At 71.9% G+C, this 25,427-nt stretch carries 23 protein-coding genes; 5 read left to right on the forward strand and 18 right to left on the reverse strand.

Going from position 1 to position 25,427, the window contains the following annotated elements; genetic code table 11:
- Window positions 1-7: 7 nt before the first annotated feature.
- The 3 genes from FHU34_RS22670 to FHU34_RS22680 form a co-directional block, all read right to left on the reverse strand.
- Complete coding sequence (locus tag FHU34_RS22670) at window positions 8-838, reverse strand: phosphatase PAP2 family protein (RefSeq protein ID WP_145783797.1); 831 nt, start codon at window positions 836-838, stop codon at window positions 8-10.
- A gap of 111 nt (window positions 839-949) precedes the next feature.
- Window positions 950-2,647 (reverse strand): glycosyl hydrolase, encoded by a 1,698-nt coding sequence (locus FHU34_RS22675; protein ID WP_145783799.1) that lies wholly within the window; start codon window positions 2,645-2,647, stop codon window positions 950-952.
- Between the two features lie 139 nt (window positions 2,648-2,786).
- Window positions 2,787-3,611, reverse strand: coding sequence for a shikimate dehydrogenase (locus FHU34_RS22680; RefSeq protein ID WP_425280548.1), 825 nt, complete (start codon window positions 3,609-3,611; stop codon window positions 2,787-2,789).
- 268 nt (window positions 3,612-3,879) lie between these two features.
- Between FHU34_RS22680 and FHU34_RS22685 the strand changes: the two genes are divergently transcribed.
- Complete coding sequence (locus FHU34_RS22685) at window positions 3,880-4,311, forward strand: peptidoglycan-binding domain-containing protein (protein WP_145783801.1); 432 nt, start codon at window positions 3,880-3,882, stop codon at window positions 4,309-4,311.
- Window positions 4,312-4,420: 109 nt separating this feature from the next.
- Here the strand turns inward: FHU34_RS22685 and mltG are convergent, their stop codons facing one another.
- From mltG to FHU34_RS22725, 8 genes are all read right to left on the reverse strand, one after another.
- Complete coding sequence (gene mltG / locus FHU34_RS22690; RefSeq protein ID WP_145783803.1) at window positions 4,421-5,614, reverse strand: endolytic transglycosylase MltG; 1,194 nt, start codon at window positions 5,612-5,614, stop codon at window positions 4,421-4,423.
- Complete coding sequence (ruvX, locus tag FHU34_RS22695; RefSeq protein ID WP_145783805.1) at window positions 5,614-6,072, reverse strand: Holliday junction resolvase RuvX; 459 nt, start codon at window positions 6,070-6,072, stop codon at window positions 5,614-5,616. Before ruvX ends, mltG begins: the two co-directional genes overlap by 1 nt.
- A 72-nt stretch (window positions 6,073-6,144) precedes the next feature.
- Window positions 6,145-8,823 carry an alanine--tRNA ligase gene (alaS, locus tag FHU34_RS22700; protein WP_145783807.1) on the reverse strand — a complete coding sequence of 893 codons (2,679 nt, stop codon included), beginning with the start codon at window positions 8,821-8,823 and terminating at the stop codon, window positions 6,145-6,147.
- Window positions 8,820-9,125, reverse strand: coding sequence for a hypothetical protein (locus FHU34_RS22705; protein ID WP_145783809.1), 306 nt, complete (start codon window positions 9,123-9,125; stop codon window positions 8,820-8,822). Before FHU34_RS22705 ends, alaS begins: the two co-directional genes overlap by 4 nt.
- Before the next feature lie 31 nt (window positions 9,126-9,156).
- Window positions 9,157-9,621: a DUF948 domain-containing protein gene (locus FHU34_RS22710; RefSeq protein ID WP_145783811.1), complete on the reverse strand. Its 465-nt coding sequence runs from the start codon at window positions 9,619-9,621 to the stop codon at window positions 9,157-9,159.
- Window positions 9,622-9,771: 150 nt separating this feature from the next.
- Window positions 9,772-10,539, reverse strand: a complete 768-nt coding sequence (locus tag FHU34_RS22715) for a hypothetical protein (RefSeq protein WP_425280585.1) — start codon at window positions 10,537-10,539, stop codon at window positions 9,772-9,774.
- A 2,279-nt stretch (window positions 10,540-12,818) separates the two neighbouring features.
- Window positions 12,819-14,357, reverse strand: coding sequence for a replication-associated recombination protein A (locus tag FHU34_RS22720; protein ID WP_145783813.1), 1,539 nt, complete (start codon window positions 14,355-14,357; stop codon window positions 12,819-12,821).
- Window positions 14,358-14,431: 74 nt separating this feature from the next.
- A complete protein-coding gene (locus tag FHU34_RS22725; protein WP_030488373.1) occupies window positions 14,432-14,644 on the reverse strand; it encodes a hypothetical protein in 213 nt (70 codons plus the stop codon).
- 129 nt (window positions 14,645-14,773) lie between these two features.
- Here FHU34_RS22725 and FHU34_RS22730 point away from each other — a divergent pair, with 129 nt between their 5' ends.
- Window positions 14,774-15,514, forward strand: a complete 741-nt coding sequence (locus FHU34_RS22730) for a GNAT family N-acetyltransferase (protein ID WP_145783815.1) — start codon at window positions 14,774-14,776, stop codon at window positions 15,512-15,514.
- Between the two features lie 18 nt (window positions 15,515-15,532).
- Here the strand turns inward: FHU34_RS22730 and FHU34_RS22735 are convergent, their stop codons facing one another.
- From FHU34_RS22735 to aspS, 4 genes are all read right to left on the reverse strand, one after another.
- A complete protein-coding gene (locus FHU34_RS22735) occupies window positions 15,533-16,816 on the reverse strand; it encodes an MFS transporter (RefSeq protein ID WP_145783820.1) in 1,284 nt (427 codons plus the stop codon).
- A 55-nt stretch (window positions 16,817-16,871) separates the two neighbouring features.
- Window positions 16,872-17,480, reverse strand: coding sequence for a winged helix-turn-helix domain-containing protein (locus FHU34_RS22740; RefSeq protein WP_145783824.1), 609 nt, complete (start codon window positions 17,478-17,480; stop codon window positions 16,872-16,874).
- 65 nt (window positions 17,481-17,545) lie between these two features.
- A complete protein-coding gene (locus FHU34_RS22745) occupies window positions 17,546-18,358 on the reverse strand; it encodes a sugar nucleotide-binding protein (protein ID WP_145783826.1) in 813 nt (270 codons plus the stop codon).
- A 99-nt stretch (window positions 18,359-18,457) separates the two neighbouring features.
- Window positions 18,458-20,263 (reverse strand): aspartate--tRNA ligase, encoded by a 1,806-nt coding sequence (gene aspS / locus FHU34_RS22750; RefSeq protein ID WP_145783828.1) that lies wholly within the window; start codon window positions 20,261-20,263, stop codon window positions 18,458-18,460.
- 155 nt (window positions 20,264-20,418) lie between these two features.
- Between aspS and FHU34_RS22755 the strand changes: the two genes are divergently transcribed.
- Both FHU34_RS22755 and FHU34_RS22760 read left to right on the forward strand, forming a co-directional pair.
- Window positions 20,419-21,147, forward strand: coding sequence for a DUF998 domain-containing protein (locus tag FHU34_RS22755; RefSeq protein WP_145783829.1), 729 nt, complete (start codon window positions 20,419-20,421; stop codon window positions 21,145-21,147).
- Between the two features lie 107 nt (window positions 21,148-21,254).
- Window positions 21,255-21,878, forward strand: coding sequence for a DUF998 domain-containing protein (locus tag FHU34_RS22760; RefSeq protein ID WP_145783831.1), 624 nt, complete (start codon window positions 21,255-21,257; stop codon window positions 21,876-21,878).
- An 87-nt stretch (window positions 21,879-21,965) separates the two neighbouring features.
- Here the strand turns inward: FHU34_RS22760 and FHU34_RS22765 are convergent, their stop codons facing one another.
- Both FHU34_RS22765 and FHU34_RS22770 read right to left on the reverse strand, forming a co-directional pair.
- Window positions 21,966-23,012 (reverse strand): S1 family peptidase, encoded by a 1,047-nt coding sequence (locus FHU34_RS22765; protein ID WP_145783832.1) that lies wholly within the window; start codon window positions 23,010-23,012, stop codon window positions 21,966-21,968.
- Window positions 23,013-23,293: 281 nt separating this feature from the next.
- The gene (locus FHU34_RS22770; RefSeq protein WP_145783834.1) at window positions 23,294-23,770 is read right to left on the reverse strand and encodes a winged helix-turn-helix transcriptional regulator; all 477 of its coding nucleotides are present in this window, start codon (window positions 23,768-23,770) and stop codon (window positions 23,294-23,296) included.
- Between the two features lie 55 nt (window positions 23,771-23,825).
- On the opposite strand from FHU34_RS22770, the gene FHU34_RS22775 reads away from it, so the two are divergent.
- On the forward strand, window positions 23,826-24,332 hold the full coding sequence (locus tag FHU34_RS22775; protein WP_145783836.1) for a PaaI family thioesterase: 507 nt from the start codon (window positions 23,826-23,828) through the stop codon (window positions 24,330-24,332).
- Window positions 24,333-24,457: 125 nt separating this feature from the next.
- Here the strand turns inward: FHU34_RS22775 and FHU34_RS22780 are convergent, their stop codons facing one another.
- Window positions 24,458-25,399: an acyl-ACP desaturase gene (locus FHU34_RS22780; RefSeq protein WP_208745059.1), complete on the reverse strand. Its 942-nt coding sequence runs from the start codon at window positions 25,397-25,399 to the stop codon at window positions 24,458-24,460.
- Between the last annotated feature and the right edge of the window lie 28 nt (window positions 25,400-25,427).

Genomic DNA, 25,427 nt, shown 5'->3' on the forward strand with positions numbered 1-25,427 from the left:
GAACGGGTCAGGCGGTGGTCGTGGCCTCGACGGGTGCCACGTGCACGGACCGGGCGGGTGGACGCACCCGCCCCTCGGCGACGAGCACCGTCAGAACCAGCACGCCGAGCAGCAGCGCGCCGAAGATCCAGCCACCGAGCACGTCCGTGAGCCAGTGCTTCTCGGCATAGATGCGGGTGTAACCCTCCACAGAGACCAGCACGGCCAGCGCGGTCGCGATGGCGATTCGGCCGCGTCGCGAGACGTTCCAGGTCAACCCCGCCAGCACCGCGATGACGCCGAACGTGAGCATGACGCGGGCGCAACCGCCAGAGGGATAGGTGCCGACGTCAGTGGGTGGGTGGCCCCGGTTCACGGTCACTGCCAGGATCTGCTGGGTGTACTGCTCGACCACGAACTGCATCGGCAGCGCGATCAGCGGAATCCACCAGCGACGGTGTCGCCAGGCGATGGCGAAGCCGACCGCCGCGACCACCGTCACCCACTTGAGCGGGTACCGGTCCCCGAGCGCCGTGACGAACGAGTTGACCTCGGCCCACCCGTCGACCCGGCGGGCGTGCACGTAGTCGAAGACCGGGTGATCGACGGACGGCTCCAGTCTGGACAGCGCCTCACCGAGGGGCCAGCAGACCGTCACCACCGCCGCCGACCCAGCGAGCAGAACGACGAGAGCGGCGCCGTTTCGGCCGAGAGCCCCGGTGAGCCCGGCCACCGCGACGCGTAGCCGGTCCGCCGCGCGGCTCCGCTGTGCGGCCGGAGCCCACCGGGTCGCCGCCACGGGGATCAGGACGGCCGGCACCAGCACGGACGCCGCCCCCAGAGCGTAGATCAGCACCACCGCCGGACACCGCCGTCCGGTGGACCGGTCACTGGCCCCGTCACGTCCGTGGCACGTGGCCACCTGGTCTCCGTCACCGCCATCGGTCCTCCTCCACCGTCCGTGCGATCGTCAGCGACTGCCTCCGGTCGGCTGCCGCAGGTACGGGTCCTGTCCGGCCTGCGCGAAGCCCGCCACCGCCGCGGCGTCGTGGTTCATCGTCATGTCGCAGCGGGCCGTACGGTTGGTCATGCCGGCCGAGTTGAAGTAGATGGCGGCCCTGATCTTCGGGTGCGCTTTCAGCGCTGCCGGGAACTCCTGGAACCAGCGCTGTTTGGCACTCGGGTCGGCGGCGTCGAAGTTGGTGCCGAACTCGGCGAGCATCCGGGGCTTGCCGGCCCCGATGCCGCTGTCGTCCAGCCAGTTGTAGAAACCACCGACCGTCGTGCTCGGATTCCTCCACACCGTGCTGCCGTTGCAGACGTGGAAGTTGTACGGGTCGTAGGCCACCCAGTCGACGTACCGGTCACCCGGGTACAGGCCGGCGTACCGTGAATAGTGGCCTGACCAGCCCATCATCGTCCAGACCCAGACCGCGTTGGTCGTACCCGCCGTGGCGAACCGCTCGTGGACGTAGCGCCAGGCACGGACGAAGTCGGCGTCGCTGCCCTTGGCCGGCTCGTCCTCCGGCTCGTGGTCGAAGCCCATGAAGACCGGCACGCCGACCGCGCGAACCCGATCCGCGACCGCGTCGATGGTCGCATCGTGCCTGCCGCTGTAGACATCGGCCCAGGTGAGGGTGGTGCCGGCGGAGAAGTCGCGGGACTCCCAGGCGAAGAACAACAACCGGCCCTCCCGCAACTGCCGCAGTTCGTACGCGTCGGGGAACGCACCGTTGCTGCCGGCGTTGGAGAAGTCGTGATAGCGGTGCACGATGTCGAACCTCCGCCCGACCTGGCTCTCCACGTCGGTGACAGCCTTGCCGTGGTCCCAGCCGCCGGCCGCCCCGGCGGGTGAGTACATCCCCCACCAGGCGCCACAGGAAGGCACGAGTTTGTCCGACACCGAGCCGCACCCGACGGGCGGGTTGGTGGGGACTGCGGTGGCGGAGGGCGTCCGGGTCGTCGGCGCGGCCGTCGGCGAGGGCTTCGGGGCGGTGGTGGTCGGCAACGTGCTCGGCGTCGGCCGGGTGGCCGGCGGCGACGACGGCGCAGCGCCGATGTCGTAGCTGACCAGCAGGGTGGGACGCAGCTCCGGATCACCATTGTCGGCCGACGCCCAGTAGATCCGGCTCTCCAAGCCACTCTGCGTCAGCGAGACCGTCCAGGTGCCGTTGCCGGTGACCAGCTCGGAGATGTCCCACTCGTTGACGCCGCTGGACACCGCGGACACGCTGTCCAGCGCGTCACCGGGCGATGCCAACGCCGGCCGAGCCTCGTGCGCGCTCAGCGGTGAGGCGTGCGCTGTCACGACGGCGGCGAACTGCTGCCAGGCGTGCACCCGCAGCGTCGCCCGGAGGTTGACCGCGGCGGCCGGCACGGTGGTCACGGCGAACTCGATGACCGCCTCGCGGCCACCGCGCGAGTTGCCGTCGCAACGCGTCGGGCAGGTGGCCAGCGTCGCCTTGGCCGCGTTGTCACCGTCCTGCGACACCGCGCTCGCGGTGGTGTCGGCCGCCGCCCGGATCGACAGGTCGTCGCTGGCCAGCAGCGGCATCATGGTCGCCACGATGCCGGCGACCACCGAACCGCCGACCACGCCGATGGCGATCGCCCGGCGCCGACGTGCGTGGTGGATCCGAGTTCTGCGGTGCAGTCCATGCCTGGTCAAGGGCACTCCCTGTATCTGCTTCCGTAACGGTCAGCAGCGTATCGACGACCAGGTGATGTCGTATGCAGGACAGTTTTCCGTAAGCGCGTCTTAACTCTCCGCTAAGTTGGCCACCATCGCCCCGCCCGGAGGCCGACTCCTAGCGGGCCGCGGTGAGGGCTTCCCGCATCGCCTCGACCGGGGCGGGCACACCGGTGAACTGCTCGAACTGCCCTACCGCCTGAGCGAGCAGCAGGTCCAGACCGGACACCACCCGCAGACCGGCCGCGACGGCGGAGGCGGCCAACGGGGTGGGCCACGGGTCGTAGAGAGCGTCGAAGAACACCGCGCCCGGCCGCCAGGCCACCTCGGCGGCCAACGGGTCGGCGACCCCCTTCGGAACGGTGGAGACAGCCAGGTCGGCGGCGGAGAGGTGCCGGGGCGCGTCGGCCCAGCCGGCGGGGGTCAGCGCGACACCCAGGGCATCGGCTACCGGCCGCAGCTCGTCGATCGCCCCCGACCGGCGGGCGACCACCGTCACCGAGAAGCACGCCAGTTGAGCAGCGGCAGCGAGCGCGGCGCGGGCCGTGCCACCGGCGCCGAGCACCGTCACCGCCGCACCCGCATTCACCCCGGCTGCGATGAGCACCCGCACCATGCCGGCGACGTCGGTGTTGTCGGCGTACCAGGAACCGTCCGGGCGGCGTACCAACGTGTTGGCCGCGCCGACGGCGGCGGCAACCGGCGAGGCCTGCGCGGCCACGGCGAGCGCCGCCTCCTTGCCCGGCATGGTCACCGACAACCCGGCCCACTCCGGGCCCAGGCCGGCGACCAGATCCGGCAGCTCCGCCGCCGCGCACTCGATCCGGGTGTACGACCACCCGGTCAGCCCGGCGGCGGCGTAACCGGCGGTGTGGATCACCGGTGAGAGGGAGTGCGCGATCGGCTTGCCCAGCACCGCGGCCCTGCGGGTCGCCTCGATCACCCCGCACCACCCAGGGCTCCTGCCGTGTTCCGCATCACTCTCCGCCCTCCCGGGGAACTCGGATCGACAGTACCCAGCATGCAGGCCAGGCCACCAGAGAACCACTGCTGCGGACGACGCTCGGGGGCCGGACCATCGCTTGACGGTCATCGATGGGAGTGAAAGCATTCCGGCGACGGTACGAGCGATCTGAAAATGGGGGGGAACCTTGAACAAACGCATTCTTCGCGCCCTTATCGCAATTGCTGCGGTCTTCAGCCTTTCGCTGATGATCGGCGCGCCCGCCAAAGCGGACCCGGCGGCGGGCAGCTGGTCCGACAACCACCAGCTGTGCAATTCCAGCTCCTGCGTGCGCACTGGCAACATCGTCCGGCTCTGGCAGGCCATCGTCTGGGCCGACGACCTGACCGGCAACGTCGGCACCAGCTTCATCGACGGGGAGTTCGGCTCCAACACCGCAGCCAAGACCCGGACCTGGCAGGACGTGATGAACGTCGGCATCGACGGCTCGGTCGGGCCGGAGACCTGGGGCGAGGCGTACGGAGCGGTCAACCGGAACACCGGTTATGACACCAGCACCCAGACCGGGTACTTCTACTACGGCTACAACCGCACTTTCGCCCTGCGTAAGCAGAACAGCAATGGCGTGTGGACGTTCCTGAACCCGCGCACCGGTTCCTGGACGGGCACGAGTCACTGACACTAGCGCCGTAACCGCGTCGCCGCGCACACATCAAAAGGCTCCCTTCCCGACACGACCACCATTCTGGTCAGCGGGAAGGGAGCCTTTCAGATGTCGACCGGGCCGGTCAGATGATGCCGGCCTCCCGGGCCTTCGCCTCGTTGCGCTGATGCTGCTCGTACGTCTCGGCGAACGCCGAGTGGCCCTGCTTGTCGATAGCCACGAAGTAGAGCCACTTGCCCGTCGGCGTTGCCATCGCCCCTTCCAAGGCCTGCTTCCCCGGGTTGTTGATCGGGGTGGGGATCATGCCGGGCAGCTTGCGGTTGTACGGGTTCTTCGGGTCGTCCAGCTCGGCCGCCGTCATCTGCTTGGACGACTTGGTCGGCTTGCCGATCGACTCCAGGTAGTAGTTGACGGTGACGTCCATCTCCAGGCAGTTGCACGGGAACTCGCCGTACGCCCGGTTGTACGCCACCCGGGCAACCTTGCCGAGGTCGTCCTTGTTGCCCGCCTCGGCCTGCGCCAGCGACGCCACGATCAACGCCTCGTAGGGGCTGACCTTGCGTTCCTTCTGCACCCGGTCGGCGAACTTCATCTCACCGCTCACCGAGAGGAAGTTGTCCACCATCAGCTTGAGGATGCTCTCCGCGGTGGCCTTCGGCGGGATCTCGTACGTGTCCGGGTAGAGGAAGCCCTCGACAGACTTGACGATCTTCTTGCCGTCGTCGCGCTTGAACCACCACTCCGGGACGCCGAGCGCCTCCGGGTCCTTCGCGGCGGCCTCAAACTCCTTGACCGGGATCTTGGTCTTCTCGGAGAGCAGCTTGTAGATGTTCTTGGCGGTACGGCCCTCGGGGATGGTGAGGCCGTTGACGATCTTGTTCTTCAGGTCGAGCATCGCGGTCACGGCGTTCGCACCGCTCATCTGCTTGCGCAGCTTGTACGTGCCCGGCTGGATGTTCTTGCTGCGCGAGTTGGCCTCGGCCGCCTCGATGAACGCCTTCTGGCTCTTCACCACGTCGGCAGCGACCAGGGCGTCGGCCATGTCGGCGAGCAGCGCCCCGTTCTTGATCTCGACGGTGATCTCACCCGCTCCGGCGCCGTCGTAGTCGGGGGTGACGAAGTAGTTCTGGATCCGGTCGAAGCCGTAGAACGCGACACCGCCGATGCCGCCCAACAGGACCAGAGCCATCAACAACGCCAGGAATGTCTTGCCCCGGCCGCCACCGGACTTGCCGTTGCGCTTGCGGAAGCCGCGCCGGTGCCGGCCCTTCTCCCCCCGCTCCGGCTCGTCGAACCCAAGGTCCAGATCGTCGATCATTACGTCCGCCTCCGCTGCGCGTCCAGCCAGCTCTGCAGAATCTCCACCGCGGCCGCCTGGTCGACAACCGCACGTTGACGCTTACCTCGGACGCCACGCTCGGCAAGCCTACGAGAAGCGACCACGGTCGACATCCTCTCGTCAGTGAGCGTTACCGGGACGGGCGCTATCACATCGACCAGTCGGTCAGCGTACGCCTTCACGTGGACAGCCGCCGGGCCGTGTTTACCCGCGAGATTGACCGGAAGGCCGACGACAACCGCGACGGCCTCATGTTCGGCCACCAACGCGGCCAACTCGGCGAGGTCGCTCGGGACCGCGTCCGGCGCCGCGGTGAGGTCACGAGCGAGCGTGACCAGCGGCGTCGCCAGAATCCCGTCCGGATCCGAGCGGGAGACACCCACCCGCACCTGGCCGACATCGACACCCAGTCGCACACCGCGCGTCAATTCAGCCACCGACGGTCACCACCGGGTGGGTACGAACCAGGGCGGGCCACATGGCCCGCCCTGACCGACAGTGATCGTTCATCACGCCTCGGTAATCGCCTTCTCGACGGTGAGCAGCAGGTTCGGCGCCTCGCCCGCCGGCAGACCGCCGCCCTGGGCGAGGTCGGGGCTGCCGCCACCGCGCCCGGAGAACGCCGCCTTCACCAGATCCGACGCCGCCAGGCCCCGACCGCGAGCGGCAGCGTTGACCGCCACCACCAGGGACGCCTTGCCGTTCGAGCGGGCCGCCACCGCGACCACCGCCGGCCGCGCCGGGTCGATCTTGCCGCGGATCTCCTGGGCCAGGGTCCGCACGTCGTTGCCGGCCGCACCCTCCGGCGCCTCGGTGCCCACGTACGCGACCCCGCGCACGTCCTTGGCCTGCGCCGCGAGCGCTGCCGCCCCGCCCAGCACCAACTGGGCGCGGAGCTTCTCCAGCTCCTTCTCCGCGTCCCGCAGCTGCGTGACCGTCTGCTCCACCCGGTCGGCGACCTGGTCGTTGGGCACCCGGTACAGCTCGGCCAGCCGGGACACCAGCAGGTGTTCCTTGGCCAGGAAGCCGAAGGCGTCCATGCCGACCAGCGCCTCGACCCGGCGGACGCCGGAACCGATCGACGACTCGGAGAGGATCTTCACGAGGCCGAGCTGGGCCGAACGGGCCACGTGCGTGCCGCCGCACAGCTCCCGGGCGTAGTCACCCACCTCGACGACCCGCACCTCCTCGCCGTACTTCTCGCCGAAGAGCGCCATCGCGCCGATCCGCCGCGCCTCGTCCAACGAGGTGATGAAGGCGTGCACCTCCAGGTCGGCCAGCAACACCTCGTTGACCTGCTGCTCCACATCGCGCAGGACGCTCGGCGACACCCCTGTCGGGGTGTTGAAGTCGAACCGGAGCCGGCCGGGCGCGTTCAGCGACCCCGCCTGCGTGGCCGACTCACCGAGGAAGTTGCGCATGGTCTGGTGCACCAGGTGGGTGGCGGTGTGCGAGCGGGAGATCGCCCGGCGCCGAGTCGTGTCGATCTCGGCGAAACCGGCCTCGCCGGCCCGCACCTCACCCCGGATCACCCGAGCGCGGTGCACGATCAGGCCGGGCACCGGCTGCTGCACGTCGAGCACCTCGACCTGCCCGCCGCCAACGGTGATCATGCCCTGGTCGGGCTGCTGTCCACCGCCCTCGGCGTAGAACGGGGTGGTGTCGAGGACCAGCTCGATGGTGTCACCCTCGGTGGCCGCCTGACGTGGGCCATCGGCGCCGAGCAGCGCCCGCACCGTCGACTCGCGGGACACCTCGCTGTAGCCGGTGAACGTCACCGGACCACCCGCGTCGAGCACCGACCGGTACGCCGACAGGTCGACGTGCCCGGTCTTGCGGGCCTGCGCGTCGGCCTTGGCCCGGGTGCGCTGATCCGCCATCAGCCGGCGGAAGCCCTCGTCGTCGACGGTGAGGCCCTGCTCCGCGGCGATCTCCAGGGTCAGATCGATCGGGAAACCGTAGGTGTCGTGCAACTGGAACGCCTTCGCCCCGGACAGCGAGCTGCCACCCGCCGTGCGGGTCTCCGCGATCGCGGTGTCCAGGATCGTCGTGCCCGCCCGCAGGGTGGACAGGAACGCCTCCTCCTCCGCGTACGCGTAGTCCGCGATGCGGTCGAAGTCGGTCGCCAACTCCGGGTACGACGGGGCCATGCAGTCCCGCGCCACCGGCAGCAGCTCGGGCAGCGCCCGGTCCTGCCAGCCCAGCAACCGGATCGACCGGATCGCCCGCCGCATGATCCGCCGCAGCACGTACCCACGGCCCTCGTTGCTCGGGGTCACCCCGTCGCCGATCAGCATCAACGCCGTCCGCACGTGGTCCGCGATCACCCGCAACCGCACGTCGTCCGGGTGCGACTCACTCGCCACATGCCCCGAGTGCGCGCCGTACCGCTTGCCGGTCAGCTCCGCCGCCCGCGCCAGGATCGGCCGCACCTCGTCGATCTCGTACAGGTTGTCCACACCCTGCAGGATCGAGGCCATCCGCTCCAGGCCCATGCCGGTGTCGATGTTCTTCGCCGGCAGGTCACCCAGGATCGGGTAGTCCTCCTTGGTCGTACCCGGACCCCGCTCGAACTGCATGAAGACGAGGTTCCAGTACTCCATGTACCGGTCCTCGTCGACCGCCGGGCCACCCTCGCGGCCGTACTCCGGACCCCGGTCGTAGAACAGCTCCGACGACGGACCGCACGGCCCGGGAATGCCCATGGACCAGAAGTTGTCCGCCTTGCCGCGCCGCACGATCCGCTCCGCCGGAACGCCGACCGACCGCCAGATCTCGAACGCCTCGTCGTCGTCCAGGTAGATCGTCGGCCAGATCCGCTCCGGATCCAGCCCGTAGCCACCCTCGGCGATCGGCTTCGTGGACAACTCCCACGCCAGCGGAATCGCCCCGGCCTTGAAGTAGTCACCGAAGGAGAAGTTGCCGTTCATCTGGAAGAACGTGCCGTGCCGACTGGTCTTACCGACCTCGTCGATGTCCGGGGTCCGGATGCACTTCTGCACGCTGACCGCCCGCTGGTACGCGGGCGTCTGCTGACCCAGGAAATACGGCACGAACTGCACCATGCCGGCGTTGACGAACAACAGATTCGGGTCGCTGATGGCGGGCAGCGGAGCGGACGGCACCACAGCGTGGCCATTCGCCTCGAAATGGGCGAGGTACCGCCGCTTGATCTCCGCCGTCTTCATCGCTGATGTTCCTCCGGAAAGATGTTTCGATCGCCGATCCGCGGGTCTTCCCGCAACTCGGCGAACTGGTCGTCGAACGCCTCGCCCTGGGCGAACGCCTGGTGGATCTCCTGCTCGCGTTCGGCCATCCCGACCCGGACGTCCTCCACGAAGTTACGCAGCGACTCGACCAGGCCGCCAGCGGATTCCGTCAGCGAGCTGGCGATGCCGGCCGGTGTGTACGCCTGGGCGGTCCGGGTCGCCTTGCGGACCACGATCACACCGACGGCCACCCCGATACCGAGCCAGAACAGACGCCTCATGTCTCGCTACCTTCCTGGTGCCTCGGCCGGGTCAGCTGTTGCCGCGCCGCGCGGCCCGCCGCTGCTGCTTGATGGTGTCGCGGACCTCACGCTCGGTCTCGGCGTGCCGGCGGCTCGCGGCGGCCTTCCGCACGCTGTAGCCGAACGCGGCCACCTTGACCAGCGGGTTGGCGGCCGCGGCGGAGACGACGGTGGCCAGGTTGGCGACGTTGGCGGTGACGTTCTGCGCGTGGCTGGTCATCGTGTCGACCTTCGCCAGCTGGAGGTTCACGCCGTCGAGCGAGGTCTGCACCTGCTCCAGCGCCACGTTGACGTTCTTCACCGTCGTGTTCACGTCGCCGAGCAGCGGCGCGGTCCGATCGTTGAGGTCGTTGATCATCCGGGTGGTGGCGTCAACCGTGTGCCGCAGCCGCAGGATGGGCAGCGTCAGGATGAGCACCAGCACCGCGAACGCGGATGCCGCGATCAACGCCGCGATCGCTCCAAGCTCGCTCACGCCTGTCCTCCTCAAGCAGAAGTTCCGCAGGACCCGACGTCCCAGGAACGCACAACGATGGCACCCGTACCGGCCGCCACCCCGTCGGCGGTCACCGGCAGCGGGCGTGCCCGCCAGCCCCAGACCCTACCGTCCGTGATGGAGCCCGGCTCACGACGGTGAGGGTGTCAGCTCGCCCAGCGGATCGCCGCTGACCGTCGGGTACGGATCCTCTCCGGTCAGTGACGGGTCGGTGGTCGGCTGTGGCCTGGTGCGCTCGTCGTCGATCGCGTTACGGACCTTCACCGACACCAACGAGCCGGTGCACTCGGTCGCAGCGGCCGACGGATCGGCAGACGGCACGGCCGGCTCGCCGTCGACCGGCGGCGGCACACAGGTCGGCTCGCGTACCCACAGGTCGAGCGTCAACTCGTCGCGCCGCCAGCAGGTGTAGCTGCCCTTCGTCTCCTGCTCCGGGCAGCGACTCACCTTCCACGGCTGCCAACCGTCCTGCCGCAACGCCTCCTCGTAGGCCTGTGCCGTCTCCGCCGGGGCCTTCTCCGAGGTGACGGTGCGTTCCCGCAGCCGGCAGTCGAGCAGACACCATCGGCTGCCGCTGACGTCGTCGACGGTCTTCGCCGCCGCCCAACCCGGCACGTCGAGCTGGTCCAGGTTGTCGAAGACCGGGTCACGGCTCAACGTCCGGAGGCCGAAGAAGAGCGGCACCGCGCCGAGCAGCACGACGCTGACCAGCACCAGCACCGCCGCACGCAGACGCCGCCGTTCACGCGACTCCCGATGCGCCTCGGACCGGGCAGCCGCCGGGTCGGCGTCTGCGGGCGAGTCGGCGGGACGGAGTGCGGGGCCGCCGGGCTGCTCCGGTACCGGCCGTTCCGCCGGCCCGGACGGGGTCGGCACCACTGCGGCGGCCCGCGCCACCCCGACGGGATCGCCGGGGCGGCCGGGCGGCGGCACCGGGGCGACGCCGCTCGGTTCGGCTCGGCCGGGCTCCCGGTTCGGCGGCAGGGCACGTCCAGCGGCACGGTCGGAGGGCGCGGGGCGAGCGATCGGCGGACCACCCGCTCGTTCCTCGGCGAGGGGTGGCTGCGCGGCACCGGGTGGGCGGACGGCGGCCCGGGCCGGACCCTCCGGACGCGCACGTGGCGGACCGTCCGCACCCGGGGGCACCGCGACACGGGCAGAGCCTTCGGGACGCGCACCCGGTGGGCCGTCCACACCCGGAGGCACCGCGGCACGAGCCGGACCCTCCGGACGGGTGGCGCCGCGAGCATCCGCACCGGGACGGGGTGGGCCGTCGGTGCCGCCCCGGCCGACGCCCGGCGCAGGGGCGTCCCCCGGGCCGGGCCGGACCCGTCCGGGTGGGGCGGAGCGGGCAGCGCCACGAGCCGGTGCGGCAGGACCGCCGGCGGGCGCGGGGCGTCCCGCGACGTACGGTTCGTCGCCGCGGGGTCCGGGTCGACCCGGACCAGCCGAGCCGTCGGGGCCGGATTCGGCCGACGGACGACGTCGTCGACCGGCCGGATCCGCAGCGGGCGCCCCGTCCGGACCGGGCCCGGCCGCCGCACGACCACGCCGACCGGCCGGATCCGGTGGGGGCGCCGCAGCGCCTCGACCTCGGCCGGGTCGGTCGCCGGGCGACGGCGGATAGGGCAGAGCCTGTTCGCCGGTGGAACCTGACGCGTCCGGCCGGACGGCGCGACGTCCTGTCGTCGTCTCCGCTCCCGGGTCGGCCGGCAGGCCGGCGGGCCGGCGGGCGGCGGGGCGCTCCGCGGCCGGGTCCGGTACGCCGAGTCGACCGGCCGCGTGGTCGACGATGTCCCCCGTGTTGGCGGGCGGCACGGGTCGCCGACCCGGCGGTGGCGGGGTGGCCCCTCGGCGGTTGACGACGGGCAGACCTGGGTCGGTGTGCGGCAGGCGACCGGCCTGGCGCAGCCAGTCGGCGGGCCGCTCCGGGCGGTCCACCCGGGGTTCGCCGCCGGCTGGCGTACGCCGCTCCGGTTCGTCGGAGGCGGCCCGGCGGCGACCGGCGCCGTCAGTCGGGACGATGGTGGGCGTCGCGCCGCTGTGGCCGCCGGACGCCGCGGGCACCGGTGGTGCGTTACCCGAGCGGGGCACCACCGGCTCGTCGGGTTCGGCGGCACGACGACGGCCGCCGCCTGCGGGGCGGGCGGGCTCGGCGGCACGGCGGCCGGTGGGCTCCGGCGCCCCGGGGTCGACCGGGCCCGGCCGACGCCGGGCGGTACGTGGGTCGTGCTCGATGGCGGGGTCGGGTCGCAGGCCGTCGGCCGCCTGGGGGACGGCGCCAGTCGGCGCGCCGTCGAACCGAGCCACGCCGGCAGCGGACGGCCCGGCGGCCCGCGCCGGATCGGGCGCGGGTCCGGCGGGCCGGCGACCGGCGGGCGTGCCCTCGGCCGGCGGGCGTGCTCGGCCGGGCTCGACGGACTCCGGGCCCGGCCGACGGCTCGGCGGGGCGGCGTCCGGACGGCGCAGCGGAGGCACGGCGTCCGGCTGTCCGCCGGCGGCGCTGGGATCCGGGCGACGACCCGTCGGGGCGCCGGAGCTCGGAGGGCCCACGGGTGGTCCGGGGGGAGCCGCCGCGGAGCGAGCACGGACCGGGCCGCCGGGCGCGTCCGGAGTCGGGTGAGGGCCCGGTGGGCCGGCCGGGTCACCGCCGACCGGACGGGCGGTGGGTGGCGACGGCGGTACGGCGGCGCGGGCACCGGGGGCCGGTTGCACACCGCGACGCGCTGGCTGGCCAGGGGCAGGGGCACCGGGGCCGGCCGCGGGGGGCCGCTCGTCCGGGCGGCGGCCCGCCGGTGGCGCCTCCCCCGGCCAGGGGCCGTCGGCCGGCCGACGAGGGCCGGGACCGTCCGGGTCGCTCTGCCGCGGAGCGGGCGGCCCCGGGGTCTCCGGCGGCACGGGTACTCCTGCGCGCGCACCAGCCGGGGCACCCCGCTGCGGCCCGGCCGGCGCACCCCCGGGGGGGCGGTTCGGCTCTGCCGGGGCACCGTCCGGGCCCAGTTCGGTGCGTTGCTGCTTGGCCGAGCGCAGGTCGTCGATCCAGCCGAACTCCTCACCGGCGACCGGCTCCTCCGGCTCGGGCTCCGCCGCCCGACCCCGACCCCAGCGACGCGCCTTGGCGCGGGGATCGCGCCGCTCGTCCGCGCCCTCGTCCGGGCGGTCCCCACCACGCGATCTCACTGTTGACCCTCTCCTGCGGCGTCGGTGCCGCTGTCCTGCATAGTGCCGGTGGCGCCCGTGCCCGTCGCCGGGCGACCACTCTCGCCAGCAAGCGCCGACGCGGTCTGCGCCGTTACGGGTGACTCGACTGCCGGGGTGTCCGGACGGGCGGCCGGGGCCGGCAGACCACGCACGATGCGGCGCAGCACCGGCAGCCGGCTGGCCACCGCCCGTTCCGCCCCGTGCGGACTGGGCTGGTAGTAGTCGGTGCCCACCAGGTCGTCCGGGACGTACTGCTGGGTGACCACGCCGCGCTGGTCGTCGTGCGGGTAGCGGTAGCCGGTTCCGTGACCCAACCCTCGGGCTCCGGCGTAGTGCGCGTCGCGCAGCCCTCGTGGCACGGATCCGCCACGACCGGCCCGGACGTCGGCGATCGCGGCCCCGATGGCGGTGGTGGCCGAGTTCGACTTGGGGGCGGTGGCCAGGTGGATCACCGCCTGGGCCAGGTTGAGCTGCGCTTCGGGAAGCCCGACGTACTCGACCGCGTGCGCGGCCGCTGTGGCGACGCTCAGGGCCCCGGGGTCGGCCATCCCCACGTCCTCACTGGCGAAGATGACCAGGCGGCGGGCGATGAACCGGGCGTCCTCGCCGGCGACCAGCATGCGCGCCAGCCAGTGCACGGCGGCGTCCACGTCCGATCCGCGCATGCTCTTGATGAAGGCGCTGACGACGTCGTAGTGGGCGTCGCCGTCGCGGTCGTAACGCACCGCGGCCACGTCGACCGCCTGCTCGGCGGTGGTCAGGTCGATCCGGCCGGTGCCGAGCGCCGTGGCGGAGGCCGCCGCCGCCTCCAGCGCGGTGAGTGCCTTGCGGACGTCACCGGAGGCGAGCCGGACCAGGTGGTCCTCGGCCTCGGTGGTCAGTGTGAGCGCCGCGTCGAGGCCGCGCTTGTCGGCGACCGCGCGACGCAGCAGGCCCCGCACCGCCTCGTCGTCCAGCGGTTGCAGGGTGAGGAGCACGCACCGCGACAACAGCGGTGAGATGACCGAGAAGTACGGGTTCTCGGTGGTGGCCGCCAGCAACGTGACGGTACGGTCCTCGACGGCGGCGAGCAGCGAATCCTGTTGGGTCTTGCTGAACCGGTGCACCTCGTCGATGAAGAGCACGGTCTGCGCGCCGCCCGAGCGGCGCTGGCGGCGGGCCGTCTCGATCACCGCCCGCACGTCCTTCACGCCGGCGGAGAGCGCCGACATGGCGACGAAGCGACGGTCGGTCGCTCCGGCCACCAGATGCGCGATGGTGGTCTTGCCGCTGCCGGGCGGGCCCCAGAGGATCACCGACATCGGGGCGCCGCCGGAGACCAACTGCCGTAACGGGGCCCCCGGGGCGAGCAGGTGGTCCTGCCCGATCAGTTCGTCGAGGCTCGCGGGGCGCATGCGGACGGGCAGTGGTGAGTCGTCGGCCACCGCGGTGAAGCCGTCGACACCGGCGGGACCGTCGGGCGCGCTGCGCGACCCGGCGGGTTCACCGAGGGAGAAGAGGGCGTCGGACTCCATCACGAAGACAGTACCGGGCCGGGCCCACGACGCCGGAATCGCGCCGGGGGCCCGCCACCGGTGATCGGTTCCGGTCAGCCACGACCGGGGCGACGGCCCCGGTACCAGCGGCCGCCGCCACCGCCGCGCGGGCCGCTGCCGACGCCGCCCAGGTAGAGCGAGAGCAGGAGGAGCCCGATGAGCACGAGAGTGTTCCAGTTGAACAGGTCCGGTGCTCCGAAGTCTGTGTTGAGCAGGTCGAGCAGCAGGGCGAAGCCAAAGACGATGGCCGCGAGAATGGCGAGCATGTCGGTCCTCCGGTGGGGGTTCCCAGTAGGTCGGCGCGTGATGTACCCAATCGGTCGGCTCGCCAATCTCCATGGTGGATCGGGGCAACCCGGCGCGGGCACTCCGCCCTCGACTTCTAGGCTGGGTCCATGATCACCGACGACCAGGTGCTGACGAACCGGGACGCCGTCCTGGGCGCTGTCGGCCACCACCCGTTCGCCCGGCACGCGCTCGGGCGGGCCACGCCGACGGCCGCGTACCAGCGCGACGGTGCCGTGCTGTGGTTGGTTCCGCCCGAACACGGACCGGCCGGCTGCGCGATCGGCCCGGCCGAACCGGCGCTGGAGATCTGTGTCGCGCTCGCCGCCGACGGGATGCTGCGCCCGGGACAGCGGCTGCACCTGCCCCGGCACGATCGCGGTCTGCTGACCGGACGGCTGGCGGTGGCCGACCACAGCGACTGGGACTTCCACTGGACGACCACGCCACCACCGGCCCAGCCGAACGAGCAGCCGGTGGTACGCCTCACCGACGCCGACCTTCCCGCACTTGCGGCACTGGTCGACGAGGCCTTCCCCAGCAGCACCTCCCGCCCCGGCGACCCGCGGGTGGTCGACTGGTACGGCATCCGCGCCGGCGACCGGTTGGTGGCGTGCGGCGCCGACCGCAGCCAGGGCGACATCGGCTTCGTCGCCGGCCTGACCGTCGCCCCCGACCAGCGCGGGCGCGGGCTGGGCGCGTCCCTGACCGCAGGCATGACCCGGGCGCTGCTGGCACGCCACGACACCGTCGGGCTCGGCGTCTACACGCACAACGTCGGGGCGGCCCGGCTCTACCGTCGGCTCGGCTACACCTTCACCCTCCCGCTCAGCTCGATCCGCCTCGCCTGAGGTGCCGGTGACGTCTCGTCATCTCTCGGCAGGCACGGGGACTGCGGCCGGCTCGACGGCCGGGGCCGCCCGACGGCCGGCCAGCCAGGCGGGCAGGTAGAGCGGGGCGGCGACGGCCAACACCACGCCGCCGACCACCATCGCGGTGCTGACGCTGGTGGCGGCGGCGATAGCGGTCAGGACCACCCCGCCGAGCGCGGCGGCAGGCTGCCCCATCATCGAGTTCAGCGAGAGCACGCTGGTCCGGTACGGACCGTCGACCTGCCGGTGCAGCAGCCCACTGTGCAGCGGATTGGACGCGCCGTGCACGGCGTAGCAGGCCAGGTACGCCACGAGTACCCCGACCGGCCCGGCGAACAGACCCATCCCGACCACCGTCACGCCCTGGAGGATGCGCAGCAGAGCGGCCCCCGGGGCAGCGCCCAACCAGCGCAACAGCAGCGGAGTCAGCGCCGCACCCGCCGCCGAGGCGAGCCAGGCAGCCGAGTTCGCCGGTCCGAGCAGCGCGGCGGCACGTTCCGGATCACCGATCACCTCGGCGAGCCGGACCGGCAGCAACGACTCGAAGGTGACCATGCCGAAGCCCCAGAACAGCTCCACCGCCACCAGGGCCAGCAGCACCCGGGAGCGACGCAGCAGCCCGACCGCCTCGCCGATCATCCGGGGCGCCTGCACCACCGAGGACCGCAGCGCCGCGAACCCGGTGGCCGGCCGCTCCTCGACCAGCAGCACGACCAACGCGACCAGAGCGATCACCTGCGCCAGGATGGCGGCGAGCACGGGCACCGTCAGCGCGGTGACCGGCCCGATCGGACCCAGCGCGATCAGACCACCGCTGATCAGCGCACCCCCGGCGATGGCCCCGCCGACGACGGTGCCGGCGTACCCGAGACCGCGCTCGTACTCCGCGTCCGGGTCGGCGGCCAACGTGGCATCGACGTACCAGGACTCCAGCGGGCCGCTGTCCAACGCCCGGTAGACGCCCTGCAAGGCCCAGACGATGAAGAACAGCACGAACGAGTCGGCCACCGCGAACAACGCCAGCGACGCCAGGTTGAGCACCCCGGCGGCGAGCAGCACCGGTCGGCGACCGAGCGCGTCGGCGAGCCCACCGGTGGGCAACTCCAGCGCCAGCACCAGCAGCCCCTGCGCGGTGCTGACCAGGCCGATCTGCGGCAACGACAGGCCGCGCTCCTGCATCAGCAGGATCATCACCGGGATCATCAGACCCGTGGGCAGCCACCGCAGGCCGTAGAGCGTGAGGTAACGACCCCGAACCTGGCGTACGGTCAGCGCGCTCACGGCATCTCCTCAATTCGCGACTGCGGGGCTCGCAAACCCGGCTCACTCCTCGCGCTCACCGAAGGCCCTCGTGTAGCGGGTAGCTGGCCAGGAAGACCTGCACCGGGCGGGCCTCAGGGTCCACGGGGTCGGCGTTGTCGGCCTCGCGGTGATACCGCTCCAACACCTTCCACACCTCCGCCTGAAGCTCCTCCAGCCGGGCCGCGGGGATGGTCATGAAGATGTCGCTCATACCGAAGGCGTCCCGCCAGGCCGGCGACCACTCGTGCTGGGTAGCGAACCAGCGGTCGGCGGTCTCGGCGAGCAGCCGCACCTGGTCCCCCTGGATCCACTCGATCGCGGCCCGGGCGTCGGGGTCGTCGTCGAAGTCGGTCGCGTCCCAGTTGGTGACGTCGTGTGCCGCCTGCCACCAGCGCTGCCGGCCGCTGCCTCGGTCGGGATCCTCGACGACCAGCCCGACGTCGGCGAGCTGGCGCAGGTGGTAACTGGTCGCGCCGGTGTTGGTGCCGAGCAGTTCCGCCAGGGTGGTGGCGGTGGCGGGCCCCTTCACGCGCAGGGCCCCGACCAGCCGCATCCGCAGCGGATGGGCCAGCACCCGGACCTGCCGTTTGTCGATCCGCACCTCACGCGGCGCCGGTCGCGCTGTCGCTTCGTCGTTCGCCATGACCGCACACTATCTCTGCACACTTCCTATGCACAACTCCTATGCAAAGAAAGTGTGCAACAGCTTCACGGTGCCAGGAGTTCGCGCACCCCGCGCAGGCGCGTCCGCAGCAGGCCGGCAGCTCGGGCGGAGTCCAGGCGTACGTCGAGGGGGCGGGACAGTCCGGTGGCGGCCCCGGTGGTGGTCCTCAACCCGGCCGCGTCCAGGCCGTACCGCTCGGCGACCAGCAGACCCAGCTCGGCCCGGCTCACCGCGTCCGGGCCGGCCACGTTGAGCAGCCCCGCGTACGACGAGGCGACCAGTTCCAGCACGGCGTCGGCCAGGTCGGTGACGTCGACCGGGCACCGCAGCTCGTCGGAGAACAGGACCGCGCGGCCGGCGAGCGCGTCCCGGCAGAGCTGGATCTGTTTGCTGCCCTCCCCCAGGATCAGCGAGGTACGCACCAGTGCCGCGCCGGAGTCGATCGCCCGCACGGCGGTCTCGGCCGCGGCCTTCGCGGCGCCGTACGCGTGCACCGGCGTCGGTGGTTCGTCGTCGGCGTACGGCGTGGGTCGGCCGGCGTGCAGGGCGTCGCTGGACACGTGCACCAGCCGGGCACCGGCCTCGGCGGCGGCGAGCGCCACGTGCGCGGCTCCGTCGGCGGTGACCGCCCAGTCCCCGTACCGATAGGGGGTCCCGACCACGGCGTCCGGCCGCACCTCGGCGACCAGCGCGCGCACGGCGGACCGGTCGGTCACGTCCAGCCGCCGTGCGTCAACCCCCGGCACGCCGATCAGACCGGAGTGGAACGTCCCGACCACCGACAGACCGGCGTCGACGGCCCGCGAACACACCGCACGCCCCAGAAGCCCACTGCCCCCAACAACAAGCACCCGCATGAGCCCACTCCCCCGCCAACGATCAAGAGGTTTGCGTCATCTCGCCGGGCGATGATGACGCAAACCTCTTGATCAACCAAGCAAGGGCCGGGGGTGCGGTCAGACCGGGTCTGCCACCGGGGCTGCTCCGCCTGCGGTGCCGGTGTGGGCGGTGGCGGGCGGCTTGGGCTTCGCGTCGATGCCGGCCTCGGTGCGCTGCTGGGCGGTGATCGGGGTCGGAGCGCTGGTCAGCGGGTCGAACCCACCACGGGTCTTCGGGAAGGCGATGACCTCACGGATGGAGTCGGCCCCGGCGAGCAGCATGCACACCCGGTCCCAGCCGAAGGCGATGCCGCCGTGCGGCGGGGCACCGTACTTGAACGCCTCCAACAGGAACCCGAACTTGTCCTGCGCCTCCTCGGGCGTGATGCCGAGCAGGTCGAAGACCCGCTTCTGCACGTCACCCCGGTGGATACGGATCGACCCGCCGCCGATCTCGTTGCCGTTGCAGACGATGTCGTACGCGTACGCCAGGGCCCGGTCCGGAGCCTCCTCGAACCGGTCGACCCACTCGGCGTTCGGCGAGGTGAACGGGTGGTGCACGGCCGTCCAACCGCCCTCGTCCGTGCGCTCGAACATCGGCGCGTCGACCACCCAGCAGAACGCCCAGGCGCTCTCGTCGATCAGGCCGGAGCGCTTGGCGATCTCGACCCGAGCGGCGCCGAGCAACTCCTGCGCCTCCCGGGTGGTGCCGCTCGCGGCGAAGAAGACCGCGTCTCCCGGCTTGGCGCCGACCGCGTCGGCGAGCCCACCGAGGTGCTCGGCGGAGAGGTTCTTGGCCACCGGGCCGCGCGCCTCACCGGTCTCGGCGTCCAGCACCACGTACGCCAGGCCGCGTGCGCCGCGCGCCTTCGCCCAGTCCTGCCAGCCGTCCAGCTCCTTGCGGCTCTGCGAAGCGCCACCCGGCATCACCACCGCGCCGACGTAGCCGCCCGCGTCGATCGCACCGGCGAAGACCCGGAACTCGGTGCCGCGCAGGTACTCGGTCAGCTCGGTCAGCTCGACCCCGTAGCGCAGGTCCGGCTTGTCGGAGCCGTACCGGGCCATCGCGTCGTGCCAGGTGATCCGTGGGATCGGCCCGGAGATCTCGTGCCCGGCCAGGTCCTTCCACAGCGTCGAGACGATCGCCTCGCCGAGGTCGATCACGTCGTCCTCGGTGACGAAGGACATCTCGATGTCGAGCTGGGTGAACTCGGGCTGCCGGTCGGCCCGGAAGTCCTCGTCGCGGTAGCAGCGGGCGATCTGGTAGTACCGCTCCATGCCGCCGACCATCAGCAGCTGCTTGAACAGCTGCGGCGACTGCGGCAGCGCGTACCAGCTGCCCGGCTGAAGACGCACCGGGACCAGGAAGTCGCGGGCGCCCTCGGGGGTCGAGCGGGTCAGCGTCGGCGTCTCGATCTCCAGGAAGTCCCGCTCGTGCAGGACGCCCCGGGCGAGGTGGCTGGCGCGCGAGCGCAGCCGCAGCGCGTTCGCCGGGCCGCTGCGGCGCAGGTCCAGATAGCGGTACCGGAGCCGGATGTCGTCGCCGGCCTCGATCTGGTCGTCCACCGGCAGCGGCAGCGGGGCCGCCTCGGAGAGCACCTCCAACTCGGCGGCGGTCACCTCGACCTCGCCGGTGGGCAGCTCCGGGTTCTCGTTGCCGTCCGGCCGGCGGGTCACCTCGCCGACGACCTTCACGCAGAACTCGTTGCGCAGCGCGTGCGCGTCCTCCTCGCGGAACACCACCTGGACAACGCCGGAACCGTCGCGCAGGTCGACGAAGATGACCCCGCCGTGGTCGCGCCGGCGGGCCACCCACCCGGCGAGCGTCACCGTCGAGCCGGCGTCCGCGGCGCGCAGGCTTCCGGCATTGTGGGTACGGATCACGGCTGGCAACTCCTCATCGTGGAACAGTCCTCACCGGCATTCTGTCAGGGGTGGCCGTCCCACCTCCGGGGCACCCGCCAGGCCGGCGTGATTCGCAGGTGGGGCGGACCGGCGAACCCGACTCGGCCGACGGCCCTGCCGGTTAACGTGGCGAAATGCGGCCCGTACCGAACTGGGCCGTCGCCACGGCGGCGGCGGCACCCGTGCTGCTGGTGGCCGGTTGGACGGTGGCGGAGGCCCGACAGCCCGTCGGGTACGACCCGGTCCGGGACACCATCAGCGAGCTGGCAGGACAGGACGCCACCGACGCCTGGATCATGGTGGTGGCCCTGGTGCTGCTCGGCTGCTGTTACCTGTCGGTCGCCGCCGTCCTGCACGCGGCCGGGCTGCCCAGCCGTTTCCTGCTCGCGATCGGTGGGGTGGCCACCATCGCGCTCGTCGCCTTTCCCCGGCCGCCGGTCGGCGGTTCGCTCAGCCACGGCGTCGCGGCGACGGTGGCCGTCCTCGCCCTGGTGCTCTGGCCGGCCGGCTCGGCACTGCGGCTGCCGCGCGGCCACGACACCGAGCACCCCACCCAACCGGAACCGCCCTGGGCGTTCCGCCGGGCGGTCGGGCTGAGCGCCACGCTCGTGCTGCTCGCGCTCTTCGGCTGGTGCGCGTTCGAGGTGACCAGTGGGTCCCGCACGGGGTTGGCCGAGCGGGTCACTGCGGTGGCGGTCTCCCTCTGGCCGCTGCTGGCGGTCCTCTCCGCCCGGCGGGCACACCTCGCCTGGTCGACCGCCGGCACCGTACGCGTCGGCCCGGACCTGCCGACCATCGGCGTCGTACCCCCCGATCCGCTCGGACCACCGAGCGGGCCCGCTTCTGGCGACCGGCTGCCGTGAGACCTCACCCGGTCTGATCCAGCCGTCGGGCCGCCCACCCGAACGTGGCTGGGCGGCCCGAACGCGGCCTGGGAACCGCGTTGGTGTCGCATCGCTACGATCGCCCGATGTCTGCCGTTCCCCGCTGGGCCCTGCTGTCAGCCGGTGGCGCACCAGTGTTCCTCGTCGGTGGCTGGACCCTGGCGCAGGCCGCCCAGTCCGAGGGGTTCGACCCGGTGCGGCAGACCATCAGCGCGCTGGCCGCCACGGGCGCGGACCATCGCTGGATCATGACGCTGGGGCTGGCCGGCCTGGGCCTCTGTCACCTGGCGACCGCGCTCGGCCTGGTCAGCGCCGCACCGGCGGGCCGAGCGCTGCTCGCGCTGGGCGGGCTGGCGACCCTGATCCTTGTCGCGTTCCCGCAGCACCCGACCGGTGACTCGACGACCCACGCCGTGGCCGCCGGTGTGGCGTTCGGGGCGTTGGCCGTCTGGCCGGCCCTGGCGGTGCCGAGTCGCGCGAGGCCGTCCCTCGACGGGGAGCACCGCCCCGCTGCGGCTTTCGTACGCCGGCTGGCGCTCGCGGCGACGGTGGGCCTCCTCGCGCTGGTCGGCTGGTTCGCCGTCGAATTCTTCACCGACGGAGCCTGGATCGGGCTGACCGAGCGGCTGGCGGCGGCCGCCGAGGCGGGCGTACCGCTGGCCGCCGTGCTGCTCTCCCGGCGTCGACCGAAACCGTCCGGGCCCGGCTGAGCGTCGTCGTGTTCGGTGGGGTTCGGTGGCTGTCAAACGCGACGCGGGCCGCCGGAGTGTTCCGGCGGCCCGCGATCGGTGGTTCGATCAGAAGACGCTGACGCCGTAGCGGCTGAGCGCCTCGGTGACCGGCTGGAAGAAGGTCGTGCCGCCGGTGCGGCAGTTGCCGCTACCACCGGAGGTCAGGCCCAGGGCGGTGGTGTTGGCGAACAGCGAGCCGCCGCTGTCGCCCGGCTCGGCGCAGACGTTGGTGCGGATCAGACCGGAGACCGAACCCTCGGCGTAGTTCACCGTGGCGTTGGTCGCGGTCACCGAGCCGCTGCGCAGGCCGGTGGTGCTGCCGGAGCGCTGCACCGACTGGCCGACGGACGCGTTGCCGGCGCCGGTGATGTCGCGGAAGCTGCCGTTGTAGAGGGAGACGTTGCCGGCCGCGTTGGCCGAGTTGTTGTGCCGCACGATGCCGTAGTCGTTACCCGGGAAGCTGGTGCCGGTACGGCTGCCGAGCAGCGCGGTCTGGGCGGAGTTCGAGTACCAGCTGGCCGAGATGTTGGTGCAGTGCCCGGCCGTCAGGAACGAGTAGGTGCTGCCACTGCGCACGTTGAAGCCGAGCGAGCAGCGCCCGCCCCCGCCGGCGTAGATGGCCTGACCGCCGGAGATCCGGGTGCTCAGCACGCCGGCCTCGGCTTCGACCCGGACCGCGCCGTTGGCCCGCGCGGCGGCGGCCTTGACCCGCTCCAGCTTCGCCCCGGTGACGGTGCTGTCCACGGAGACGACGACCTGGTTGGTGACCGGGTCACTCCACCAGGCGGTGCCCGGAATCTTGGCGGAGCGCTCCAGGTCGGCGGTGGCCCGGTTGAGCTCGGCGGCACCGCGGGTGACGTAGCGGACGACGGCGCCGGCCTTGCTCGCCTTGCTGGCGGCGGCGGCGTCGGTCACGGTGACGACGGACTTGCCGCTGGCGTCGATGTACGAGCCGGCCGAGCGGTCGCCGAGTTCCGCGGAGAGCGCGGCGGCGGCATCCGGCGAGGCTGCGGGAGCGGCCTGGGCGGGTGCGCCGATGAGCGCGCCGACGACCAGGGATCCGGACACGGCGACTGTGGCCGCGACGCGGAACGAGGACCTCGTGGGTCGCATGTAACAAACCTCCTGGGCGGGGGAGCGGGTCTCGTCGTGGGGGACGACGGACCCGAGGGCAACCCGGCCGATCTGCGAAAACCGGCCGGGTGAACTGAAGTATTCACATACTTAAGATCATTGACAAGGCTTGGATTCGCCCGAATTTGCCGATCTTGGTCGGCCATCTCGGCGCAACACCACTGACTCGCTGGTGAACAACCACCGTCACACCGATGTCGATTTTCGTGCGCACGATCATCGATGCCTGCCGGATGCGTGGGTAGCGTCCACGGATCGCCTCAGGACGTACGGCGACGGGCCCCGGGGCCCGGGCGCGGCACGACGTCGCGCATCCGCTCCACATCGTGCCCGTCGGCGCACCGCAACTCGACGCGCACCGGGGCGTCGCAGTCACGGTGCACGACGGTGAGCGGCGGCCCCTCCGCATCCGCGAGGTGCCGGTCGCCCCATCCGAGCACGGCGACCAGCACCGGCCAGAGGTCCAGGCCCTTCTCCGTCAGCCGGTACTCGTGGCGCACGCGACTGCCCGGCTCCCGGTACGGCTCACGGCTCAGCACGCCCTGCTCGACGAGGTTGGCCAGGCGGTTGGTCAGCACCTGACGCGGAATGCCGGTACGCACCCGCATGTCGTCGAAGCGGCGCACGCCGGTGAACACCTCCCGGAGCACCACAAGGGTCCACCGCTCGCCGAGGATCTCCATCGCGCGGGCGATGGTGCAGTTCTCCACCGACCAGTCCAGTGCCGCGGGTCGCATCCGCCCAGGCTAGGTCTCGTTGACAGACTCAGCAACCGGCTGCCAGGCTGCGTCCATGACGCAGACGCAGGAACCGGGGCGCAGCCGCACCTTCAGCTGGGCGGACCCGGCGGCCAACGCCGCCCAGGTCGGTCGACGCAGCGGCATCGACATGCTCCGCGCGATGATCGCCGGCGAACTGGCCGCGCCACCGGTGATGCACCTCCTCGACATGACCCGGATGCAGGCCGACGAGGGGCGGGTCAGCGTCGAGCTGACCCCGCAGGAGTTCCACTACAACCCGCTCGGCACCGTCCACGGTGGCGTGCTCTCGACCCTGCTGGACACCGCCGCCGGGTGTGCCGTGCACACCACCCTGCCGGCCGGCGTCGGCTACACGTCGTTGGACCTCAACGTGAAGTTCCTCCGCCCGGTCACTGTCGACAGCGGCACCCTTCGCTGCGAGGGCACGGTGCTGCAACGCGGCCGTCGCACGGCCCTGGCGGAGGCCCGCATCACCGACGCGAGCGACCGCCTGATAGCCCACGCCACCAGCACCTGCCTCCTCCTCCCCCAACCATGACCCCCTCCCCTCGCGCCCTCTGCGTCGATCATGAAGTTATTGCCCCGACACGCCGCGCGAGTGGCAATAACTTCATGATCAACAGGGGCAGAAGGGGCGTGCGAGGGTGGGGGCCCCGGGGGGGGTTAGCGGAGGGCTAGGCGGGCGGCTCGGGCGTCGCGCTTCTCCTCGAAGCGACTCGCGGCGCGGTCCAGGGAGTCGAGCTGGGTGGCGAGCTGCTCGCGGGCGGCTTCGCCGTCGGCGTTGAGGCCGGTCACGTTGAAGACGTCCCACTGACGCAGCACCGGCTGCAACACCTCGTCGCGGTGCTGGCGGAGGTCGTAGATGCCGGCCAGGGCGATCGCCACGGACTTACGGGCGAAACCGTCGATGCCGCTGCCCGGCATCTGGAAGTCGGCCACCACGTCGGCGACCGCCCGCATGGCCTGGCTCGGGGCCAGCTCGAACGCGGCGGCGAGCAGGTTGCGGTAGAAGACCATGTGCAGGTTCTCGTCGGCGGCCACCCGGGCCAACAGCGCCTCGCAGGCGGGGTCGCCGGTGGCCTTGCCGGTGTTGCGGTGCGAGATCCGGGTGGCCAGCTCCTGGAACGAGACGTACGCCAGCGAGTGCAGCACCTCGTCGCCGTGGGCGTTGGTGTAGCCCTCCGACATGTGCGTCATCCGGGCCCGCTCCAACGCCACCGGGTCGACGGCGCGGGTGACGGTCAGGTAGTCGCGGATCGCGACGCCGTGCCGGCCCTCCTCCGCGGTCCACCGGTGCACCCAGGTGCCCCACGCGCCGTCGCGGCCGAACAGGGTGGCGATCTCGTGGTGGTACGAGGGCAGGTTGTCCTCGGTCAGCAGGTTCACGATCAGCGCGGTGCGGGCCACGTCCGGGATCGTCGAGTCGGTCGGCGACCACGCCTCGCCGCCGAGCGGCCCGTCGAAGGTGCGCCCCTCGCTCCACGGCACGTACTCGTGCGGGAACCACTCCTTGGCCAGGGTGAGGTGCCGGTCCAGGTTGCGGGCAACCACCGGCTCCAACTCGACGAGAAGTGCGGTCTGACTCAGTGTGGTGCTGACGGTCACGAGAAGCTCCCTACGGTGGCGTAACTTA

The sequence above is a fragment of the Micromonospora taraxaci genome, assembly GCF_007830095.1.
Taxonomy (GTDB): domain Bacteria; phylum Actinomycetota; class Actinomycetes; order Mycobacteriales; family Micromonosporaceae; genus Micromonospora; species Micromonospora taraxaci.

What these genes read in the sequence shown, in the direction of transcription:
- FHU34_RS22755 (WP_145783829.1), top strand. Translation starts at nt 20,419, where the DNA reads ATGCGGCCCGTACCGAACTGGGCCGTCGCCACGGCGGCGGCGGCACCC.
- FHU34_RS22740 (WP_145783824.1), bottom strand. Translation starts at nt 17,480, where the DNA reads ATGGCGAACGACGAAGCGACAGCGCGACCGGCGCCGCGTGAGGTGCGG.
- FHU34_RS22760 (WP_145783831.1), top strand. Translation starts at nt 21,255, where the DNA reads ATGTCTGCCGTTCCCCGCTGGGCCCTGCTGTCAGCCGGTGGCGCACCA.
- FHU34_RS22765 (WP_145783832.1), bottom strand. Translation starts at nt 23,012, where the DNA reads ATGCGACCCACGAGGTCCTCGTTCCGCGTCGCGGCCACAGTCGCCGTG.
- FHU34_RS22730 (WP_145783815.1), top strand. Translation starts at nt 14,774, where the DNA reads ATGATCACCGACGACCAGGTGCTGACGAACCGGGACGCCGTCCTGGGC.
- FHU34_RS22685 (WP_145783801.1), top strand. Translation starts at nt 3,880, where the DNA reads ATGATCGGCGCGCCCGCCAAAGCGGACCCGGCGGCGGGCAGCTGGTCC.
- FHU34_RS22770 (WP_145783834.1), bottom strand. Translation starts at nt 23,770, where the DNA reads ATGCGACCCGCGGCACTGGACTGGTCGGTGGAGAACTGCACCATCGCC.
- alaS (WP_145783807.1), bottom strand. Translation starts at nt 8,823, where the DNA reads ATGAAGACGGCGGAGATCAAGCGGCGGTACCTCGCCCATTTCGAGGCG.
- FHU34_RS22705 (WP_145783809.1), bottom strand. Translation starts at nt 9,125, where the DNA reads ATGAGGCGTCTGTTCTGGCTCGGTATCGGGGTGGCCGTCGGTGTGATC.
- FHU34_RS22745 (WP_145783826.1), bottom strand. Translation starts at nt 18,358, where the DNA reads ATGCGGGTGCTTGTTGTTGGGGGCAGTGGGCTTCTGGGGCGTGCGGTG.
- FHU34_RS22725 (WP_030488373.1), bottom strand. Translation starts at nt 14,644, where the DNA reads ATGCTCGCCATTCTCGCGGCCATCGTCTTTGGCTTCGCCCTGCTGCTC.
- mltG (WP_145783803.1), bottom strand. Translation starts at nt 5,614, where the DNA reads ATGATCGACGATCTGGACCTTGGGTTCGACGAGCCGGAGCGGGGGGAG.
- FHU34_RS22720 (WP_145783813.1), bottom strand. Translation starts at nt 14,357, where the DNA reads ATGGAGTCCGACGCCCTCTTCTCCCTCGGTGAACCCGCCGGGTCGCGC.
- FHU34_RS22775 (WP_145783836.1), top strand. Translation starts at nt 23,826, where the DNA reads ATGACGCAGACGCAGGAACCGGGGCGCAGCCGCACCTTCAGCTGGGCG.